Genomic DNA, 20,513 nt, shown 5'->3' on the forward strand with positions numbered 1-20,513 from the left:
TTCAAGATCTGCTGGTGTGGTGGAATAGGCAGACACAAGGGACTTAAAATCCCTCGGACTAATAATCCGTACCGGTTCAAGTCCGGTCACCAGCACCAGAAGTCTTTACATATATGATAACTCAACCGAAGGTTAATACCTTCGGTTTTTTTGTTTTTTATAGCCGATTTATTTCCGCCTTGCAAGGGTTTAGATTAAAAATAAACATCGTTTCAAGGCGGGTGAGACGTTTTACTTATTTTTTGGAGTGGCTTGCTCTTATTAGACATTGTTTTTATATCTGTATTGATAAAGTGGCATATTATTTATTAGAGAGATTAGCTCTCGATAGTGTTTACCTTTTAATTTTAAAAAGTTATTAACATAGAATTAAAGGAATGTGGATAAGTAATTTTGTTTAATCAAAAAACCCGGCAAAGAGTTAATCTTTACCGGGAGTGTATTTTCCTATATATTTCAGGATTTAACCTGTTTTAGTTGTTTTCATTATGCGTAAATTGTGCTTGGCTGCATATTGTAAGTTATGTTTTCTTTGGATACCATAGCTATCGGAATATGTGGCGCAGTTTCGTGGAATACAAGAATAAAGCTGTTAAGTCTGCCGTCGGGCATTCCTGTTACAAGCTGTTTGGCGTTAATTTTTTCTGCGAAGTCAACTGCGGTCTGCGGAGCATCGTCGTTAAAGATTATAGTCATATCACCTCCCAAATCCTTGGATGTTTTGTAAAGATACTCAATCTCGCTGCTCATAAGACTGAGGTCTTCAACTGGTGGATGTACACACAGCACATGAAGCTGCATATCTTTTGATGAAGCTATTTTTTCTCCCACCTTTATAAGGCGGTCGCAGTCATGCTGACCTGTAACACAAACAAGTACCGACGACCTATTGTGAGAATCCATCTAAATATCACCTCCTTAATATGTATCAATCATACCATATAATTATGATAAAATAAAGGGGTAATTTGTGTTTTTTCTATGAATAAATTGCAACAAAAAAGACAATTTTTAGATTTATTTTGACATTATTAAAAATATTAACATAATTATTGAAAAAGGTTCCTGATGATATATTATGCATTTTAATTTTTTATGTTGATAAAAAATTTTTTTGTTAAAAAATAAAAATGGCACGTGAGTATAAGTGAGTATTTAAGAGAAAACGAGAGAAAACGAGAGTTTGTGTAAAGTTAAATTAAAATAATCAAAAAAAGTGTTGACAGGGAGATTTTAATGTAATATAATCATCATTGCGAGATTAAAGAAATAAAAACAGGAGGATATTCGCTATGTCAACATATATGGCTAAAAAAGGCGAGGTTGAGCGCAAGTGGTATGTTATTGATGCAGCCGGCAAGCCACTCGGTAGAGTAGCAGCTCAGGCAGCAGTGCTTCTCAGAGGTAAGCACAAGCCAACTTATACACCACACGTAGACTGCGGCGACCACGTAATCATCATCAACTGCAAGGATGCAGTTTTGACAGGTCACAAGCTCGTTCAGAAGAAGTGGCAGCGTCACACAGGTTACATCGGACACTTAAAGGAAACACGTTATGATACACTTATGGCTACAAAGCCTGAGAAGGCTATGGAGCTTGCTGTTAAGGGCATGATTCCTTCAAATACAATCGGCAGAGAAGCTATGCTTCGTCTCAGACTTTTTGCAGGTTCTGAGCACAATCATCAGGCTCAGAAGCCGGAAAACTGGGAAATGTAAGGAAGGAGGACGCTTAAATGTACGATAAGGCAGCATATTTTTACGGTACAGGCAGAAGAAAAAGCTCTGTTGCAAGAGTAAGACTGTATCAGGGAACAGGTAAAATCACAATCAACGACAGAGATATCGACGATTATTTCGGTCTTGAGACTTTGAAGCTCATCGTTAGACAGCCTTTGGCTCTCACAGATACAGCTGAGAAGTTTGACGTAGTTTGCAGAGTTGCAGGCGGCGGCGTTACAGGTCAGGCTGGTGCTATCCGTCACGGTATTTCAAGAGCTCTTCTCCAGTACGACAGTGAGAACCTCAGATCAGCTCTCAAGAAGGCCGGTTTCCTCACTCGTGACCCAAGAATGAAAGAGCGTAAGAAATACGGCCTCAAAGCAGCTCGTAGAGCTCCACAGTTCTCAAAGAGATGATTTTTATTTCCACCGTGCAAGGCTTCTGTTTATACATTACGTTCTGCACACGGTGGGCGAAACCTTCCGTTTAATCTTTGGAATGGTTCGCTCTCAATGGGATTTGTGTCAGCAAATCTTTCAAACTATAAATTTCACCCGTGGTTATTTTCGACCACGGGTTTTTTATTTCCACCGTGCAAGGCTTCTGTTTATGCATTACGTTCTGTACACGGTTGGCGAAACCTTCCGTTTAATCTTTGGAATGGTTCGCTCTCAATGGGATTTGTGTCAGCAAGTCTTTTACATTATAAAAACACAACCTTTATTTCATTTGAAGCCACGGTTTTTTATTTTTGTTATGATATTATTTTGTATGTTTCAGAACAAAGTTTTTTATCAACATATAAATAAGAAAAGTCTTTAAAAGGGAAATCTATTTTGGTTATCATTGACCATTGACATATTTTTTATATGTGTGTAAAATAGTTAGTGTTCTAACAATTAGATATCTAAATAAAATAAGGGGTGAAGAAATGACGTTTCATTACCTGATGATGGCGTGTCATACTAAGATACAGAAAAAGCTGTATTCACGTCTTAAAGAAACAGGTTTAACAATAGGTCAGCCTAAAATCCTTGATTATCTCAAGGACAACGACGGAGCTTTGCAGAAAGACATAGCCGCCGCCTGTCACATTGAGCCTGCCACATATAAACGAAAAAGTTATCAACATTGAGATGGATCTATGTTGATAACTTTTTTGTTTGGTGATATAATAATAAAAATAATAGGAAATAAGCCGAAAAACAGATTTTAAGGGTGAGATTTGTATGAAAAAGAAGACTCCTACAAACTGTGAAACCTGTAATAACTATACCTATATAGAGGATTACGGATATTTTGTCTGTGATGTAAACTTGGATGAGGATGAAATGGAGAAATTTATAACAGGAAATTTTTCAAACTGCCCTTATTACAGGTCTGACAATGAATATGAGATTGTTAAAAAACAAAACTGAGGTGTACAAAATGGGTATAAAGAGATTAAGTCTATGTTTTTTTGGGATAATATTTGCTTTTGTTTTATCGGCATGCGGAGCCGGTGTAGATGTGTCAAAGCTTGAACCCGGAATAGATGATGCAAGAATATCAAATGTGGGCGTTTCCGTAAAGGTTGACAGCCTGGAAAAAGACGGCGACAGCCTAAATCTAAATCTTGTTTATCAAAACAACACAGACAGAGATGTGGTGTACGGCAAAGAACCACGGCTGGAAATTCAGATTGACGGTCAGTGGTACGAAATGAATATTAAAGATGACGCCGCATGGGAATCAATAGGAATTGTCATAATCAGCAACACCACTTCAGAAGAACAGGTGGATTTAAACATGTATTACGAGGATTTACCCTCCGGCCACTACAGATTTTTAAAGCGCATAGACAGCTTCTACCGAGCCGCCGAATTTGACTTATAATTTATTTCCGCTTTTTTTATATCCGCCATGCCTAACTTCCAAATGACGGTAAGGTTCAGCACATGGCGGGCGAGACTTTTATTTTATTACCGACCTGCAAAGGTTATTTAAAAAAATAAACATCATTACAGGTCGGGCGAAACCTTCTGTTTAGTCTTTGGAATGATTCGATCTCATTTAACTTATTATTATTCTTTTTAAGAACTATATGTTCTTACGATTTGATTATTCTATAAGACTATATTATAAAACAACCGTGGTTCAAAAATTTAAAGAACCACGGTTGTTGTTTTAATATTTAAAAATCAAACTTAAATGTGAGCGAGCAATTCTAAGTCTCTTAACAAAACGTTTCGCTCGCCTTGAAACGGTGTTAATTTCCATGTAAGGCGGAAATAAAAAACTTGCTATTCTCAGTCAGGAAAACAAACCTCACCCCGCCGCATAGTAGAAGTTTTATGCCAGATGAACCTGTCCAAGGCGGAGCTAAAAACTACCAGTTGGAGATGTGGGATTTTTGGAGGGCGCCGGTTATTTTTTGGGTGAGTGAGGGGTATTTTGCATCCAGCTCCTCTAAAAACTTTTTTGTTTCCTCACGGTTTGTTACACCGTCGGCGGGGCATAGGCTTTTGCATACGGGAAGTGAAAGCCTTGCGGCGGTGTTTCTCACAATTCTTTCTGTGCAGAAAATCATGGGACGGATAAGATAAAGGTCACGTCGGGAAAGATAGCTTTTAGGGCTGAAACATTCGATAGTTCCCCCGTTTAAAAGGTTCATCATAAAGGTTTCGGCGGCGTCGTCCTGGTGATGTCCCAGAGCCAGCTTGCTGCATCCCATTTCCTTGGCTACACGGTGGAGAACACCACGGCGCATTTTGGCGCAGAGGGAACAGGGATTTTTCTCTTTTCTTGTTTCAAATATAATGTGATAAAGCTCGGTGGGTTCTATGCGGTATTCTACCCCTAATTTGTCACAGAGAGCCTGTATTTCGTCGTATTTGCCCGGCTGGTTGTAAAACATAGGGTCGGCAGTTATGGCCTTTACAACGAATTTCTTGGGGTAAAAATTCGACAGTAAAGCAAGACCCTGTAAAAGCACAAGGCTGTCCTTTCCGCCGGAAACGCCCACGGCAATAACGTCGTTTTCATCTATCATATTGTATTTGTCCACAGCGGCACGCATAAGACTTAATATTTGTTTCATAAAATCTCCTTGAGTTTTTTTAAGATATTTTATCATAGAAAGAAAATAAAATAAATAGTCAGAGTAAATGTTATTTATCTTATGCTATTGATTTAAAAAATAAAATAGGCTATAATAAAACCAAAGAAAAATAATATTTCGGAGGAATCCTGATGAAAAAAATAATTGCAGTTCTCGCCGCAATAATGATGTTTGCATCTGTAGCAACAGCTTGCGGTGTAAGCGACCCTCTCAATACAACAGAAGCTCCTACAACAGCAGAAGCAACAACAGAAGAGGTTACAGAACCACAGGTAGATATCAACGACTACAGCGACACTTTTGAGGACCTTTGCAGATATATGACAGATATGACATATGTAAGCGGAGAACCAACAGAAATGACCGCAGAGCTTATCGGAGCAAAGGAAGGAAAGAAATATTCCTTTAATTACGGCGGCGGCACTGTGACAGCTGAATTCTATGTTTTCGACACTGAAAATCTTGACGAAACAGGAGAAAAGACAATCGCAGACGTTAAGGTAAACGGAAAGTTCAAAATAGGAAATCTTCCTGAAACAGAAGCAGTTCTTTCCGACAACGGAAAATATCTCATGGTATACAGAGATACAGCCTATGACGCATCAAAGCCTGACAGTCAGAATACAATAAGATATAACGACGTTATGGAAGCTTTCAAGTCATTCGGAAAATAATCCTTTTAAAGTAAAAGAGGTAAGCCACAGGGGCTTACCTCTTTTTGCTTAAGATGTATATGAGGATGTCGTTTACTTAAGTCTTGCGCCGCAGTTGCCGCAGAATAAATCGTCGCCGGAATGAACAGCGCCGCACATTGGACACTTGTTCTGTGCAGCTTGTTCCTCAGGCTGTACAGGGGTCTGATTAAATGTGTCGTTCTGAGGATTTACAGTTTGCTCTTCAAAATCCTGGCTGAAATAAGGATTTGCATAGGCTTTATCAGCGTCAGAAGACTGCTGAGAGCTTCCATAAGGATTCTGGTACTGCTGACCGTTAAACTGATTATTGTCGTTTACAGGAGGCTGCTGAGGACGATAGGAGTATCCCATGTTCATGTTAGGAGCCTGACCGTTTGTATTCTGATTGTAAGGATTGAACTGACCGTTGTTAGGCATAAATCCGCCGATAGGATTTGCGCCTGTGGTAATTGACTTTACAAAAGAATTGTAAGACAAAGCTAATACAATAACGAGAACAGTGTTTACTATGCTGATAAGACTTGAAATAACAGTCATAGCTGTAGCTGTGTCCAGGCTTGTGAATAAAGATATAAATGCGAACACGCAGAAGATAATAGAAAATACTGCGAAAGCTACTGAGCTCTTGCTTACAATCTGCACACTGCTGAAGCTTGTGTGAATTGAAGAGAAGAAGCGGAACTGAAATAAGAAGTAAAAGAAAAATACGAGAGCAACGATGATCATAGCAACTCCCACAGTAGTCATAATGCTTGCTTCATATCTTGAAACCTCGCCGGATGCGATAAAGAGAATAAAAGCTACTATAATAAGAAATACGGCGAGAATACAGGTTGCTACAAAGGATATAATGCTTATAACCCAAAGAAGAGTTGAACCTGCTTTTGGATTTGACTGTGGGTCAGGGTTCTTTGATTTTGAGTAAAGCAGGAAGTAACCCAAAGCGTTTATTATAGTCATTGCAATACTGCATATTGAGAAAATAATAAATAAAGGCTTTATATTGGAATAAAAGCTTGCAAACTGTCCGCCCATCATGTAGTTATAGTAGCGGATAGTTGTATCCAATGTTCCTATCTGCATAAAGAAAGAAATTATACTTATTAAAGCAGATACACCGCCCACAGCGGCTAAAATAATAACAACCGGTTTAGAGAAAAAAGTTTTCAGCAAACCGGAATTTTGCTCGTAAGGATTGTAATTACCCATAGGAGCCGGGTTGTTGTACATGTTTTGGTACATAAACTTACCTCCATAAATAAAATTCAATTACCATAAAGCACGTAATTTAAGTATATTGTACAAGAAAATTTCCAGGAATTCAATAGATTTTGAAAATAATAGTTGAAAAATAGAATAAACAGGTGAATTCAGCCTATAAAAACATTAAAAAGAGGATGTATTAAAATAATATCTATATTAGATGTATAATACAAATAAAATACTTCTATACTATATGTATGGCAAACAGCGGATAAATGTAAAAGAGTTTTTTAAAAAAAATTAAAAAAATTTTTGAAAAGAAAAAATATTTTTTTGAAATCTCAAATTTATTTAGAAGCTGAAAACATAGAATAAAGGGAAAAACAGGTGAAAATAGGTGAAAATTGGGTGAAAAGTGTATAAAAACATAGAGATAAGCTGAAATCTAATATTAAATGTGTCAAACCGAAAAAAAATCAAAAAAAATTCAAAAAAAGTGTTGACAAAAGGGGTGTAATGCTATATAATAGCAACTGTTCCGCTCGGGACGACACGAAAACAGCGAAACGCTGAGAGGCAAAAAAGCTGATAGGAATGGGAAAAACGAGCGAACAGGACCTTGAAAATTAAACAACGAAATATAGTAAGAACCCGTAATGACTTTGAGTAAATACTCAAACAATTACAAAGTGAGAAAACACTAAAAATCACGGATACGTTAGTGTATCGAAAATGAGCATCAAGCTCTGAAATTGATTTGAACATCGAAAGATGTTGAGATACAAATTTTAGAGAGTTTGATCCTGGCTCAGGACGAACGCTGGCGGCGTGCCTAACACATGCAAGTCGAACGGAACTTATTAAATGAAGCCTTCGGGTGGATTTTGGTAAGTTTAGTGGCGGACGGGTGAGTAACGCGTGAGTAACCTGCCTTCAAGAGGGGAATAACGTTCTGAAAAGAACGCTAATACCGCATAACATACGGATGTCGCATGGCAACCGTATCAAAGATTTTATCGCTTGAAGATGGACTCGCGTCCGATTAGCCAGTTGGCGGGGTAACGGCCCACCAAAGCGACGATCGGTAGCCGGACTGAGAGGTTGAACGGCCACATTGGGACTGAGACACGGCCCAGACTCCTACGGGAGGCAGCAGTGGGGGATATTGCGCAATGGGGGCAACCCTGACGCAGCAACGCCGCGTGAACGATGAAGGTCTTCGGATTGTAAAGTTCTTTTATTAAGGACGAAGAAGTGACGGTACTTAATGAATAAGCTCCGGCTAACTACGTGCCAGCAGCCGCGGTAATACGTAGGGAGCAAGCGTTGTCCGGATTTACTGGGTGTAAAGGGTGCGTAGGCGGCAGAGCAAGTCAGATGTGAAATCCGTGGGCTTAACCCACGAACTGCATTTGAAACTGTTTTGCTTGAGTGAAGTAGAGGCAGGCGGAATTCCCTGTGTAGCGGTGAAATGCGTAGAGATAGGGAGGAACACCAGTGGCGAAGGCGGCCTGCTGGGCTTTAACTGACGCTGAGGCACGAAAGCGTGGGTAGCAAACAGGATTAGATACCCTGGTAGTCCACGCCGTAAACGATGATTACTAGGTGTGGGGGGTCTGACCCCCTCCGTGCCGCAGTTAACACAATAAGTAATCCACCTGGGGAGTACGGCCGCAAGGTTGAAACTCAAAGGAATTGACGGGGGCCCGCACAAGCAGTGGAGTATGTGGTTTAATTCGAAGCAACGCGAAGAACCTTACCAGGTCTTGACATCCAACTAACGAGGTAGAGATACATTAGGTGCCCTTCGGGGAAAGTTGAGACAGGTGGTGCATGGTTGTCGTCAGCTCGTGTCGTGAGATGTTGGGTTAAGTCCCGCAACGAGCGCAACCCTTGCTATTAGTTGCTACGCAAGAGCACTCTAATAGGACTGCCGTTGACAAAACGGAGGAAGGTGGGGACGACGTCAAATCATCATGCCCCTTATGACCTGGGCTACACACGTACTACAATGGCCATCAACAGAGGGAAGCAAAGCAGCGATGCAGAGCAAACCCCTAAAAATGGTCCCAGTTCAGATTGCAGGCTGCAACTCGCCTGTATGAAGTCGGAATTGCTAGTAATCGCGGATCAGCATGCCGCGGTGAATACGTTCCCGGGCCTTGTACACACCGCCCGTCACACCATGGGAGCCGGTAATACCCGAAGTCAGTAGTCTAACCGCAAGGAGGACGCTGCCGAAGGTAGGATTGGCGACTGGGGTGAAGTCGTAACAAGGTAGCCGTATCGGAAGGTGCGGCTGGATCACCTCCTTTCTATGGAGACATGAGCTTTTGAAAGATAAAGTTCTAACATCCAAGGTCAGGCATTACGAAAGTTCGACTTATTCGTTGTTTAATTTTCAGGGTCTCAAAAAGGAATAACCCTGAAAGAGATATGGGGGTATAGCTCAGCTGGGAGAGCACCTGCTTTGCAAGCAGGGGGTCAGCGGTTCGATCCCGCTTATCTCCACCAAAGGCTTGAGTGAAAAAGAACAAGCCGTGACATGGGCTTATAGCTCAGCCGGTTAGAGCGCACGCCTGATAAGCGTGAGGTCGGTGGTTCGAGTCCACTTAAGCCCACCAAAAGCACCTTGAAAACTGAATAAAGATAAGCAGATAAAGCGAGAAAAGTTTAAATATCAAACAGGTTTAACAAGAGTTAAGCGTAAGGTATATAAACTACAATAAAGCTGGAAGCGAGAGGGTAAGTAAGCAAAAGAGCTTATTTACTGCAAGCGAGAAAAAACAAACCAAAGAGAACACATATGGTCAAGCTACAAAGAGCACAAGGGGAATGCCTTGGCACCAAGAGCCGATGAAGGACGTGACAAACTGCGATAAGCCACGGTGAGCCGTAAGTAGGCGCTATACCCGTGGATTTCCGAATGGAGCAATCCGGCCGAAGTAGTTCGGTCATCGTATGTTGAATAAAATAGGCATACGAAGGGAACCGCCTGAACTGAAACATCTAAGTAGGGCGAGGAAGAGAAATCAACAGAGATTCCGTAAGTAGTGGCGAGCGAACGCGGAAGAGGCCAAACCGAATGTAGAAATACAATCGGGGTTCGGACAGCAACGTGTACTCTAAGACTTAGCAGAATGGCATGGGAAGGCCAATCAGAGAAGGTGAGAATCCTGTATGCGAAAAGTTGAGGAGGCTAGCTGAATCCAGAGTACCGCCGGACACGTGAAACCCGGTGGGAAGACGGGGGGACCATCCTCCAAGCCTAAATACTACTTGGTGACCGATAGCGAATAGTACTGTGAAGGAAAGGTGAAAAGAACCCCGGGAGGGGAGTGAAAAAGAACCTGAAACCTTGTGTTTACAAGCACCGAAAGCACATCAACGTGCGATCGGGTACCTTTTGTAGAATGGTCCGGCGAGTGTGTGTAACTGGCGAGGTTAATCACTTAAGGTGAGGAGCCGTAGCGAGAGCGAGTCTGAAAAGGGCGCATGAAGTCAGTTGTACACGACCCGAAACCGGGTGACCTACCCATGTCCAGGTTGAAGTGGAGGTAAAACTCCATGGAGGACCGAACCGACTCCCGTTGAAATGGTAGCGGATGAGGTGTGGGTAGCGGAGAAATTCCAATCGAACCCGGAGATAGCTGGTTCTCTCCGAAATAGCTTTAGGGCTAGCCTTGAAATAGATTATCGGAGGTAAAGCACTGTATTGGCTAGGGGCCGAGAGGTTACTGAACCTTAACAAACTAAGAATGCCGAATAATCGTTTTTCAGGAGTCAGACAGTGGGAGATAAGTTTCATTGTCAAAAGGGAAACAGCCCAGACCCACAGCTAAGGTCCCAAAGAGTAGTTAAGTGGAAAAGGATGTGGAGTTGCATAGACAACCAGGATGTTGGCTTAGAAGCAGCCACTCATTAAAAGAGTGCGTAATAGCTCACTGGTCGAGTGACTCTGCGCCGAAAATTTAACGGGGCTAAACTACACACCGAAGCTTGGGAAGTCGTTAAGACTTGGTAGGAGAGCGTTCTGTAAGGGGTGAAGTCGCAGCGAAAGCGGCGGTGGACTTTACAGAAGTGAGAATGCCGGAATGAGTAGCGAGAAATATGTGAGAATCATATTGGCCGAAAGTCTGAGGTTTTTGGAGGAAGGTTCGTCCGCTCCAAGTAAGTCGGGAGCTAAGGCGAGGCCGAAAGGCGTAGTCGATGCACATACGGTTGATATTCCGTAACCACCTGCAATTTAAGCAAAGGGACACCTTGAAAGCGTATAACCCCGGAGTTGGTATTCCGAGGCGTAAGGGAGGACAATAGTCCGAAGTATATGTGGACGAGGGCGAGAAAAGCTTTGTGTATAGAGCCGGTGCCCGTACCGCAAACCGACACAGGTAGACAGGAAGAGAATTCTAAGGCCAACGGGAGAAGGGTAGTTAAGGAACTCGGCAAATTGACTCCGTAACTTAGGGAAAAGGAGTGCTCAGTGAAAGCTGAGCCGCAGTGAATAGGCCCAGGCGACTGTTTAGCAAAAACACAGGTCTCTGCCAAATCGAAAGATGAAGTATAGGGGCTGACACCTGCCCGGTGCCGGAAGGTTAAGAGGAGGAGTGCAAGCTCTGAATTGAAGCCCCGGTAAACGGCGGCCGTAACTATAACGGTCCTAAGGTAGCGAAATTCCTTGTCGGGTAAGTTCCGACCCGCACGAATGGTGTAACGATCTGGGCACTGTCTCAACTACCCGCCCGGCGAAATTGTAGTACCGGTGAAGATGCCGGTTACCTGCGACAAGACGGAAAGACCCCATGGAGCTTTACTGCAGCTTGATATTGGGTTTCGGTAATCTATGTACAGGATAGGTGGGAGACTAGGAAACAGAGGCGCCAGCCTTTGCGGAGTCGCCGTTGGGATACCACTCTTAGATTGCTGGAATTCTAACCTGCGGCCGTGAAACCGGTCGGGGGACATTGTCAGGCGGGCAGTTTGACTGGGGCGGTCGCCTCCGAAAAGGTAACGGAGGCGCTCAAAGGTTAGCTCAGCACGGACGGAAACCGTGCCCTAGAGTGTAAACGCGTAAGCTAGCCTAACTGCGAGGATGACGGTCCGAGCAGTAACGAAAGTTGGAGTTAGTGATCCGGCGGTATGTGAATGGAAATGCCGTCGCTCAACGGATAAAAGCTACCCTGGGGATAACAGGCTGATCTCCCCCAAGAGTCCACATCGACGGGGAGGTTTGGCACCTCGATGTCGGCTCATCACATCCTGGGGCTGAATTCGGTCCCAAGGGTTCGGCTGTTCGCCGATTAAAGTGGTACGCGAGCTGGGTTCAGAACGTCGCGAGACAGTTCGGTCCCTATCTGTCGTGGGCGCAGGATATTTGAGGAGCTCTGTCCTTAGTACGAGAGGACCGGGATGGACGTACCTCTGGTGCACCAGTTGTCACGCCAGTGGCACAGCTGGGCAGCTATGTACGGAACGGATAAACGCTGAAAGCATCTAAGCGTGAAGCCGGCTCCAAGATTAGATATCCCACCGAGAAATCGGGTAAGACCCCTTGTAGACTACGAGGTTGATAGGCTGCGTGTGTAAGTGCCGTGAGGCATTCAGCTTGGCAGTACTAATAGGTCGAGGGCTTGACCATAAGTCCTTTGGATTTGTCTGTGTACTCTTTATTCAGTTTTCAGGGTGTTAAACCCTTTTACATACACCATCTTCTTAGATGGTGTTATTTTTTTGTCCGACGGGGTAAGGCTTATTTTGAAATTAGCTCCCGTTTTCCGTCGGGCGAGACCTTTATTTTATATCCGCTTTTTTTATATCCGCCTTGCAAGACTTCGACTTAGAAATAGTCATCGTTTCAAGGCGGGCGAGACCTTCTGTTTAGTCTTTGGAATGGCTCGCTCTCGGTTGGGTTTGTTTTTTATTTTTATATTTTAAACAATTAGATTTGAAATGATATAGGCTTTGATTTTAAATTATAATTTTACAGCTGTGGTTATTGTCTTAACTACAGTTGTTTTTATTTTATATAGTATACAATTATATATAAGCCCTGCGACAAAGATTAAATCTTTAATTTGTGCTGATTTTTATCTTTTTATTTTTCTTTTATGTAACTATAAATTGGGCATGAGGATTGTTTTTTCTTTATGTTTTGTTAATTTAAAAAAAGTTTTCATATAGATTACATATTATTCCCTTTTTTCATTATTCCTATTGCTATTATTATTGTATTTTTCCACATAGTATTTTACAGTTTTGTATAAGTCTATGAAAATGTTTTAAGGTGTGGAATTTGGCACATTTTGAGGTTTTTGTGCATTGCAGTATTTTAAAATTCGTGTTAAAATGGTACAAATGAGAGAATTAAGTAATTGTTTTTATTTTGTTGTGTTATGTTTGGAGTGATAATGTGAGATTAGGATTGGATGTAGGTTCCACCACCGTTAAGTGTGTAGTGCTTGATGACGATAATAAAATCATTTACAGTGTTTACGAGAGGCATCTTTCTAAAATAACACAAAAGATTTCTGAAATTTTGGAAAATGTCAAAGCGGCAGTACCTGGAGTTGAAAACGCTCTTTTTGCTATTTCAGGAAGCGCAGGTATGGGAATTGCCCAGAGCTGTGACGTGGATTTTATCCAGGAAGTTTACGCAACACGAGTTGCCGCAAATACATTTTTGCCCGGTACAGACGTTATAATTGAGCTGGGCGGCGAGGACGCAAAAATTTTGTTCCTTGAGGGCGGAATGGAAGTCCGCATGAACGGTACCTGTGCCGGCGGTACAGGCGCATTTATTGACCAGATGGCAACACTTTTGAACGTGCCCCTGGAGGAATTAAACGGACTTGCAGCACAGCATGAGAAAACATATACAATAGCCTCACGCTGCGGCGTTTTTGCAAAGACAGATATACAGCCACTTCTCAATCAGGGCGCAAGAAAAAGCGATATTGCAGAGAGTATTTTCTGCGCAGTTGTAAACCAGACTGTTGCAGGCTTGGCTCAGGGACGTGAAATCACCGGCAATGTGGTATATCTCGGCGGCCCGCTGACCTTTATGTCAAGACTTAGAGCCAGATTTGACATGGTTTTGAATACAAAGGGCACATGTCCTGAAAATTCACTTTATTATGTAGCCTGCGGTGCGGCTCTCTGTGCTGATAAGGCTATTGATTTTGACGGACTTATAAATCAGATTAAGGTCTACAGAGGAAGCGGAAACTTTGCTTTTAACCCTCCTTTGTTTGCAAACCAAAAGGAATATGACGACTTTATTGCCCGTCACAACAAGGCTGATGTAAAGCGTGGCGAGCTTAAAGGCTATAAGAAAAAGACATATATAGGTATGGACGCAGGTTCAACAACAGTTAAGGCTGTTGTTTTGGGCGAGGATATGGAGCTTCTCCACTCCTGTTACCTTGGAAACAGCGGTAACCCTGTTCCTATTATAAAGAGCTTTTTGGAGAGCCTTTACGAGATTAACCCTGATATAAATATAGCAGGCGCAGCTGTTACAGGATACGGCGAAGAGATTATAAAGAATGCATTTAACGTGGATTACGGCATTGTTGAAACCGTTGCCCACTTTACCGCCGCACGCTCCTTTATGCCTGACGTTCAGTTCGTTATTGATATCGGCGGACAGGATATCAAATGCTTTAAGGTACACAACGGCGCAATAGACAATATTTTCCTTAACGAGGCATGTTCCTCAGGCTGCGGAAGCTTCTTGCAGACCTTTGCCAACGCTTTGGGATATTCCATTGAGGAATTTTCAAAGCTGGGACTTTTTGCAAAACACCCTGTTGACCTGGGTTCACGCTGCACCGTGTTTATGAACTCCTCAGTTAAGCAGGCGCAGAAGGACGGCGCAACTATTGAGGATATCTCAGCCGGACTTTCTTTGAGCGTTGTTAAAAACGCACTTTATAAGGTAATAAGAGCTTCAGGCCCTGACGAGCTGGGCAGACGTGTTGTTGTTCAGGGAGGAACCTTCCTCAACGACGCAGTGCTTCGTGCTTTTGAGCAGGAAATGAAGGTTGACGTTGTGCGCCCCTCTATCTCAGGACTTATGGGTGCATACGGCGCAGCTCTTTACGCAATGGAGAAGAGCAAAAAGAAAGGCGTTGAAAAAAGCTCTATAATTTCTCAGGAGGGACTTAAAAACTTCGTCCATGAGATTTCAGTTATAAACTGCGGTCTTTGTCAGAACAACTGCCGCCTTACTGTCAATAAATTTGCAGACGGCAGAAAGTTTATCGGCGGCAACCGCTGCGAAAGACCTATTACAAAGAAAAAACCAAGTCAGAGCCTGAATATTTATGAATACAAACTGAAGCTTTTAGGTGAGTATCAGCCTGTAAGCGGTTATAGAGGAAAAATAGGCTTGCCAATGGGACTTAACATATACGAACTTCTTCCATTCTGGCATAAATTCTTCACAACTTTGGGATTTGAGGTTGTTCATTCACCTTATTCATCCCGTGAGATTTACGCCTTAGGACAGCAGACCATCCCATCAGATACGGTATGTTTCCCGGCAAAGCTTATGCACGGTCATGTTCAGTGGCTTATCAACAACGGCTGTGACACTATTTTCTACCCATGTCTTTCCTACAATGTGGACGAGGGACTGGGAGATAACCATTACAACTGCCCTGTTGTTGCCTATTACCCTGAGGTTATCAAAAACAACATGAAGGATGTTAAAAAGATAACCTTTATCAACGATTATCTGGGAATACACAGAAAGAAAGATTTCTATAAAAAGGCTTATGAGGCACTCTGCAAGCACTTCAACGGAATTTCTTTGAAAGAAGTAAAGAAAGCCGCTGAAGCCGCCTACGAGGAGTACGACAATTACCTTAAAAAGGTAAGAGCAAAGGGCGAAGAGATAATCGAGATTGCCGAAAAGGAAAACAGACATATTATTGTCCTTGCAGGCAGACCTTATCACGTTGACCCTGAGATAAACCACGGTATAGATAAGCTTATTGCAGGCTTTGGCTGTGCAATTATAAGTGAGGACGTGGTTTCCTGCCGTGTTGAGAAATTCCCGACCACAGTTTTGAACCAGTGGACATATCATTCAAGAATGTATGCCGCCGCAAAATATGTGGGAACAAGAAAGGATATGGACTTGGTACAGCTTGTATCCTTCGGATGCGGTGTTGACGCTATCACAACCGACGAGGTAAGAGAAATCCTCGAGGAGGCAGGCAAGATTTATACCCAGATTAAAATAGACGAGATTACAAACCTTGGCGCAGTTAAGATAAGACTTAGAAGTCTGCTTGCCGCTATAGGCAGAGAGTAATAATAAGTTGTGGGAGGAGAAAGGATATATGGCAGAACTTAAATATGATAAAACCGGCCGTCTTATTTTTACAAAGGAAATGAAGTCGGAATACACCATCCTCATTCCCATGATGGCGCCGATTCATTTTAATATAATCAAAAACGTGTTTATCCATTACGGATATAAATGTGTGCTTCTGGACACAGACGGCCCTGAAATAGCTCAGACAGGACTTAAATATGTTCACAACGACACATGTTATCCGGCTTTGCTGGTAATCGGACAGTTTATCCACGCTTTGCAGAGCGGAAAATACGATGTTAATAAAACCGCCCTTATGATTACTCAGACAGGCGGCGGATGCAGAGCTTCAAACTACATACATCTTCTTAGAAAAGCTCTTAAAAAAGCAGGTCTTGAGCAGGTTCCTGTAATTTCTCTTAACCTTTCAGGTCTTGAGAAAAACGAGGGATTTTCAATAACTCTTCCGATGATAAGAAGAATTGTAGCGGGACTTGTTTACGGCGACGTGCTTATGCTCCTTGACAATCAGGTAAAACCCTACGAGGTAAACAAGGGCGACAGCGCAGCTTTGGTTCAGAAATGGACGGATATTTTGACAAAGCAGTTTGCTAAGGGCGACGGCTACAGAAGAAAAGAGATTTCTAAAAACCTTGATGAGATTGCATCTGATTTTTCAAAGGTAAAAATCAATAAGGTTCCGAAAATCAAGGTAGGCGTTGTAGGGGAAATTTACGTTAAGTACGCAAGACTTGGAAACAACGACCTTGAGAAATTCCTCTATGATATGGGCTGCGAGGTTTGTCTGCCGGGAATTATGGGCTTTGCGCTCTTTAAGGTTGATAACCGTCTTGAGGATATAAAGCTTTACGGCGGAAGCAAAATCAAATACAGCGTTGTAAAAATGCTTATGGATTACCTTGAGGAAATGGAAGGCTACATGGTTGAAAGTACCGCTAAATACGGATTTTTACCGCCGTCAAGATACAAGCACACAAAGGAGCTTGTTAAGGACGTTATCGGTTACGGAAGCAAGATGGGCGAAGGCTGGCTTTTGACAGCGGAAATGCTGGAGCTTGCTGAAACCGGATATGAAAATATCGTATGTACCCAGCCTTTCGGATGTCTGCCTAACCATATAAACGGCAAGGGCATGATAAGAAAGATAAAGAGCATAAACGAAAAGGCAAACATCGTTGCAATCGACTATGACCCGGGCGCACCGAGAGTAAACCAGGAAAACAGAATTAAGCTTATGCTGGCTGTTGCAAAGGAAGAGCTTGAAAAATCCACAGGCAAAAAAGCCCCGGGCCCTGTTTTAAAGGCAAAGCCAAAGGAAAAATCAAAAGTATAATTGAATATAAAATAAAAAAATATTTTAAAATGAACGGGTTTATGGTATAATAGACCCGTCATTTTTCTGTCCGACGTGGAAGAGTTTTGTTTTGATGATTAAATTTATCTATGCGTCGAGACAAAGGTATAATTAAAATTATTAAAATGAATAATTAAGAATGAATAATTAAAAGTATAATGAGAGCGAGCCATTCCAAAGGAAACAGCGGAAGGTTTCGCCCGACCTGTGATGATGCCAATTTTTTCGGTAAACCCATGCAGGTCGGATATAAAAGATTCGCCCGACGGAAAACGTGAGCTAATTTCAAGCTTAACCTTTCCCCGTCGGATATAAAAAATAGGAGGAATGGTATGGGATTTCAGCAGGATAGAATTAGAAATTTCAGTATTATAGCGCATATAGACCACGGTAAATCAACCCTTGCGGATAGAATTTTGGAGCAGACAAAGTCTGTTTCTCTCCGTGAAATGGAGGACCAGATTCTTGATGATATGGAACTGGAAAGGGAAAGAGGAATTACCATAAAAGCCCATGCGGTTACACTTGTCTATAATGCAGACGACGGAAACGACTATCTTTTTAACCTTATAGACACTCCGGGACACGTTGACTTTAACTACGAGGTTTCCCGTTCATTGGCAGCCTGCGAGGGCGCAGTGTTGGTTGTTGACGCTTCTCAGGGAATTGAGGCGCAGACTTTGGCTAACACTTATCTTGCAGTTGACAGCGGACTTGAGATTGTTCCCGTTGTAAATAAAATAGACCTGCCAAGCGCCGACCCGGATAAGGTTATAAAGGAAATCGAGGATGTTATCGGTATTCCGGCTGAGGATGCACCGAGAATTTCCGCAAAAGCAGGAATAAACATTCACGACGTTATGGAAAAAATCGTTTCAGACGTTCCGGCTCCTACAGGAGATATAAACGCTCCTTTGCGTGCTTTGATTTTCGACAGCTACTACGACAGCTATAAGGGCGTTATTATATATGTTAGAATTAAAGAGGGACAGATTCACCCGGGCGATGAGTTTAAGCTTATGGCTACAGGCTCAGTGTTCAATGTGGTGGAGTGCGGCTTTATGCGTGCCACAACCCTTGACCCTACAGACGGACTTTATGCCGGCGAGGTAGGCTATATTGCCGCTTCAATTAAATCCTTGCAGGATGCAAAGGTTGGCGATACAGTTACATTGACCTCAAACCCTGCACCGGAGCCTTTGCCCGGTTACCGTGAAGCCCAGTCAATGGTGTTCTGCGGTATTTATCCTGCCGACGGCGCAAAGTACGGGGATTTGAGAGACGCTCTTGATAAATTGAAATTAAACGACGCATCCCTGACCTTTGAGCCGGAAACTTCCGTTGCTTTGGGATTTGGTTTCAGATGCGGATTTTTGGGACTTCTCCACATGGAGATAATCCAGGAAAGACTGGAAAGAGAATACAATCTTGACCTTATCACAACAGCTCCGAGCGTTATTTACAGAATAACAAAAACCGACGGAACTGTTGAAATGATAGACAACCCCACAAACTATCCCGACCCCTCATTGGTTATGAAAGCCGAAGAGCCTATGACCAACGCCCATATCTATTCACCTACGGAATATGTTGGAAATATTATGGAGCTTTGTCAGGACAGACGAGGAATTTTCAAGGATATGACATATATCGACTCAGACCGTGTTGATATTCATTACGAGCTTCCTTTGGCTGAGATTATTTACGACTTTTTTGATACGCTTAAATCCCGCACAAGGGGTTACGCTTCTTTCGACTATGAATTGAAGGATTATATGGAAAGCAAGCTGGTAAAGCTCGATATAATGCTCAACGGAGAAGTGGTTGACGCACTTTCCTTTATTATCCATGCGGATAAAGCATATTCAAGAGCAAGAAAGATGGCGGAAAAGCTCAAGGAGAAAATCCCACGTCAGCTTTTTGAAATTCCGATTCAGGCATGTATCGGCGGAAAGATTATTGCCCGTGAAACAGTAAAGGCACTTAGAAAAGACGTTCTTGCCAAGTGCTACGGCGGCGATATTACCCGAAAGAAGAAGCTTCTTGAAAAGCAGAAAGAGGGTAAAAAGCGTATGCGCCAGCTTGGAACAGTTGAAGTTCCGCAAGACGCATTTATGGCAGTCCTCAAGCTTGATACAGATTGATTTTATATCCGCCTTGCAAAGGTTTAATTTAAAAATAAACATCGTTACAAGGCGGGCGAGTTTTTTATATCCGACCTGCATGGGTTTACCGAAAAAATTGGCATCATCACAGGTCGGGCGAAACCTTCCGCTGTTTCCTTTGGAATGGCTCGCTCACATGTAAGATTACATGTGAATTGAATTTAAAAATTATTTATCAAAACACCATGGTTCAAAATTTAAAGAAACCATGGTGTTTTTTGTGTTCAGCAGTAAGATTTACAGTGGCGATAAAATAATTCAAAGTGAATTTTTTGATGCTCGAAATTAAAATATATCATATTAAAAAATAATAAATATATTGCTGTAATTATTCAAAAAAATCAGTGGAGAAATCCTGTAAAATTAAAATTTGTGTCAATCCCGAGGAAAATTCTGTATTCATCACCTGGGATGAAAGCAGTTTTGAAAACAGAATAGAGGGCGCATATGTTGTGGTTTACGACGGTGCAGGAAATGGAACACGTTTTGATATAAACAGCGGAAGCTCACAGGTTACAGTTACCGGACTTGAGCCAGATACTTTCTACAGAGCTATACTTGTCACAAGGGAAAAAGACAACAATCAAAACTATCAGGATGTTTATGAATTTACATTTACTACATCCGGAAACTGCGGCACGGAATACGGAATAATGGATGTAAACCATGATAATACAGTGGATGTAAACGATGTCACGGCAATCCAAATGTTTTTAGGAAATATGTCCCAGGGAATTTTCGACCAAGCTCTTGCTGATGTTGACGGTGACGGCAGTATTACAATCAAGGACGCAACGGAAATACAGTGTATACTGGGCAGCTCATATTAAAAGGTATAAATAATTTTTAATCTTTCAAGACCATGTTTTTGCGTGGTCTTGAATTTTTTATGACAAAAAAATCAAATCTTTATATAAAAAATTTTACAA

At 42.2% G+C, this 20,513-nt stretch carries 13 protein-coding genes, 3 tRNA genes and 2 rRNA genes; 15 read left to right on the forward strand and 3 right to left on the reverse strand.

What is annotated here, in order from left to right:
- Positions 1 to 10: 10 nt before the first annotated feature.
- Positions 11 to 98, forward strand: a tRNA-Leu gene (locus CGICJO_RS03405).
- 388 nt (positions 99 to 486) lie between these two features.
- Here CGICJO_RS03405 and CGICJO_RS03410 read toward each other — a convergent pair.
- Positions 487 to 903 carry an adenine nucleotide alpha hydrolase family protein gene (locus CGICJO_RS03410; RefSeq protein ID WP_087378092.1) on the reverse strand — a complete coding sequence of 139 codons (417 nt, stop codon included), beginning with the start codon at positions 901 to 903 and terminating at the stop codon, positions 487 to 489.
- A gap of 389 nt (positions 904 to 1,292) precedes the next feature.
- Here CGICJO_RS03410 and rplM point away from each other — a divergent pair, with 389 nt between their 5' ends.
- The 5 genes from rplM (at position 1,293) to CGICJO_RS03435 (ending at position 3,599) form a co-directional block, all read left to right on the forward strand.
- Positions 1,293 to 1,721: a 50S ribosomal protein L13 gene (gene rplM, locus CGICJO_RS03415; protein ID WP_087378094.1), complete on the forward strand. Its 429-nt coding sequence runs from the start codon at positions 1,293 to 1,295 to the stop codon at positions 1,719 to 1,721.
- A 17-nt stretch (positions 1,722 to 1,738) separates the two neighbouring features.
- Complete coding sequence (gene rpsI / locus CGICJO_RS03420) at positions 1,739 to 2,140, forward strand: 30S ribosomal protein S9 (protein ID WP_087378096.1); 402 nt, start codon at positions 1,739 to 1,741, stop codon at positions 2,138 to 2,140.
- 515 nt (positions 2,141 to 2,655) lie between these two features.
- Positions 2,656 to 2,859, forward strand: coding sequence for a winged helix DNA-binding protein (locus CGICJO_RS03425; RefSeq protein ID WP_087378098.1), 204 nt, complete (start codon positions 2,656 to 2,658; stop codon positions 2,857 to 2,859).
- A gap of 94 nt (positions 2,860 to 2,953) precedes the next feature.
- Positions 2,954 to 3,142 (forward strand): DUF6472 family protein, encoded by a 189-nt coding sequence (locus tag CGICJO_RS03430; protein ID WP_087378100.1) that lies wholly within the window; start codon positions 2,954 to 2,956, stop codon positions 3,140 to 3,142.
- Positions 3,143 to 3,233: 91 nt separating this feature from the next.
- Complete coding sequence (locus CGICJO_RS03435) at positions 3,234 to 3,599, forward strand: immunoglobulin-like domain-containing protein (RefSeq protein ID WP_143256371.1); 366 nt, start codon at positions 3,234 to 3,236, stop codon at positions 3,597 to 3,599.
- 493 nt (positions 3,600 to 4,092) lie between these two features.
- On the opposite strand, the gene CGICJO_RS03440 is transcribed toward CGICJO_RS03435, so the two are convergent.
- Positions 4,093 to 4,803, reverse strand: a complete 711-nt coding sequence (locus tag CGICJO_RS03440) for a tRNA 2-thiocytidine biosynthesis TtcA family protein (RefSeq protein ID WP_486499648.1) — start codon at positions 4,801 to 4,803, stop codon at positions 4,093 to 4,095.
- A gap of 152 nt (positions 4,804 to 4,955) precedes the next feature.
- On the opposite strand from CGICJO_RS03440, the gene CGICJO_RS03445 reads away from it, so the two are divergent.
- Entirely contained in the window at positions 4,956 to 5,498 is a 543-nt protein-coding gene (locus CGICJO_RS03445; protein WP_486499649.1) for a hypothetical protein, read from the forward strand.
- A 72-nt stretch (positions 5,499 to 5,570) separates the two neighbouring features.
- Here the strand turns inward: CGICJO_RS03445 and CGICJO_RS03450 are convergent, their stop codons facing one another.
- On the reverse strand, positions 5,571 to 6,761 hold the full coding sequence (locus CGICJO_RS03450; protein ID WP_486499650.1) for a zinc ribbon domain-containing protein: 1,191 nt from the start codon (positions 6,759 to 6,761) through the stop codon (positions 5,571 to 5,573).
- A 746-nt stretch (positions 6,762 to 7,507) separates the two neighbouring features.
- On the opposite strand from CGICJO_RS03450, the gene CGICJO_RS03455 reads away from it, so the two are divergent.
- The 8 genes from CGICJO_RS03455 (at position 7,508) to CGICJO_RS03490 (ending at position 20,414) form a co-directional block, all read left to right on the forward strand.
- Positions 7,508 to 9,037, forward strand: a 16S ribosomal RNA gene (locus tag CGICJO_RS03455).
- 123 nt (positions 9,038 to 9,160) lie between these two features.
- Positions 9,161 to 9,236, forward strand: a tRNA-Ala gene (locus CGICJO_RS03460).
- A gap of 33 nt (positions 9,237 to 9,269) precedes the next feature.
- Positions 9,270 to 9,346, forward strand: a tRNA-Ile gene (locus tag CGICJO_RS03465).
- 184 nt (positions 9,347 to 9,530) lie between these two features.
- A 23S ribosomal RNA gene (locus CGICJO_RS03470) occupies positions 9,531 to 12,360 on the forward strand.
- Together the 16S and 23S rRNA genes with 2 tRNA genes alongside form the textbook arrangement of a ribosomal RNA operon.
- A 771-nt stretch (positions 12,361 to 13,131) precedes the next feature.
- Positions 13,132 to 16,041 (forward strand): acyl-CoA dehydratase activase-related protein, encoded by a 2,910-nt coding sequence (locus tag CGICJO_RS03475; protein ID WP_486499651.1) that lies wholly within the window; start codon positions 13,132 to 13,134, stop codon positions 16,039 to 16,041.
- 28 nt (positions 16,042 to 16,069) lie between these two features.
- Positions 16,070 to 17,398 (forward strand): 2-hydroxyglutaryl-CoA dehydratase, encoded by a 1,329-nt coding sequence (locus tag CGICJO_RS03480; protein ID WP_486499652.1) that lies wholly within the window; start codon positions 16,070 to 16,072, stop codon positions 17,396 to 17,398.
- 353 nt (positions 17,399 to 17,751) lie between these two features.
- Positions 17,752 to 19,563 (forward strand): translation elongation factor 4, encoded by a 1,812-nt coding sequence (gene lepA, locus CGICJO_RS03485; protein ID WP_087378549.1) that lies wholly within the window; start codon positions 17,752 to 17,754, stop codon positions 19,561 to 19,563.
- A 365-nt stretch (positions 19,564 to 19,928) separates the two neighbouring features.
- Complete coding sequence (locus tag CGICJO_RS03490; protein ID WP_486499653.1) at positions 19,929 to 20,414, forward strand: dockerin type I domain-containing protein; 486 nt, start codon at positions 19,929 to 19,931, stop codon at positions 20,412 to 20,414.
- The last annotated feature ends 99 nt before the right edge of the window (positions 20,415 to 20,513 follow it).

This window comes from Candidatus Limousia pullorum (assembly GCF_057405065.1).

Coding starts and splice junctions, on each gene's coding strand:
- CGICJO_RS03480 (WP_486499652.1), top strand. CDS start 16,070: ATGGCAGAACTTAAATATGATAAAACCGGCCGTCTTATTTTTACAAAG.
- rplM (WP_087378094.1), top strand. CDS start 1,293: ATGTCAACATATATGGCTAAAAAAGGCGAGGTTGAGCGCAAGTGGTAT.
- CGICJO_RS03425 (WP_087378098.1), top strand. CDS start 2,656: ATGACGTTTCATTACCTGATGATGGCGTGTCATACTAAGATACAGAAA.
- CGICJO_RS03440 (WP_486499648.1), bottom strand. CDS start 4,803: ATGAAACAAATATTAAGTCTTATGCGTGCCGCTGTGGACAAATACAAT.
- CGICJO_RS03410 (WP_087378092.1), bottom strand. CDS start 903: ATGGATTCTCACAATAGGTCGTCGGTACTTGTTTGTGTTACAGGTCAG.
- lepA (WP_087378549.1), top strand. CDS start 17,752: ATGGGATTTCAGCAGGATAGAATTAGAAATTTCAGTATTATAGCGCAT.
- CGICJO_RS03430 (WP_087378100.1), top strand. CDS start 2,954: ATGAAAAAGAAGACTCCTACAAACTGTGAAACCTGTAATAACTATACC.
- rpsI (WP_087378096.1), top strand. CDS start 1,739: ATGTACGATAAGGCAGCATATTTTTACGGTACAGGCAGAAGAAAAAGC.
- CGICJO_RS03450 (WP_486499650.1), bottom strand. CDS start 6,761: ATGTACCAAAACATGTACAACAACCCGGCTCCTATGGGTAATTACAAT.
- CGICJO_RS03445 (WP_486499649.1), top strand. CDS start 4,956: ATGAAAAAAATAATTGCAGTTCTCGCCGCAATAATGATGTTTGCATCT.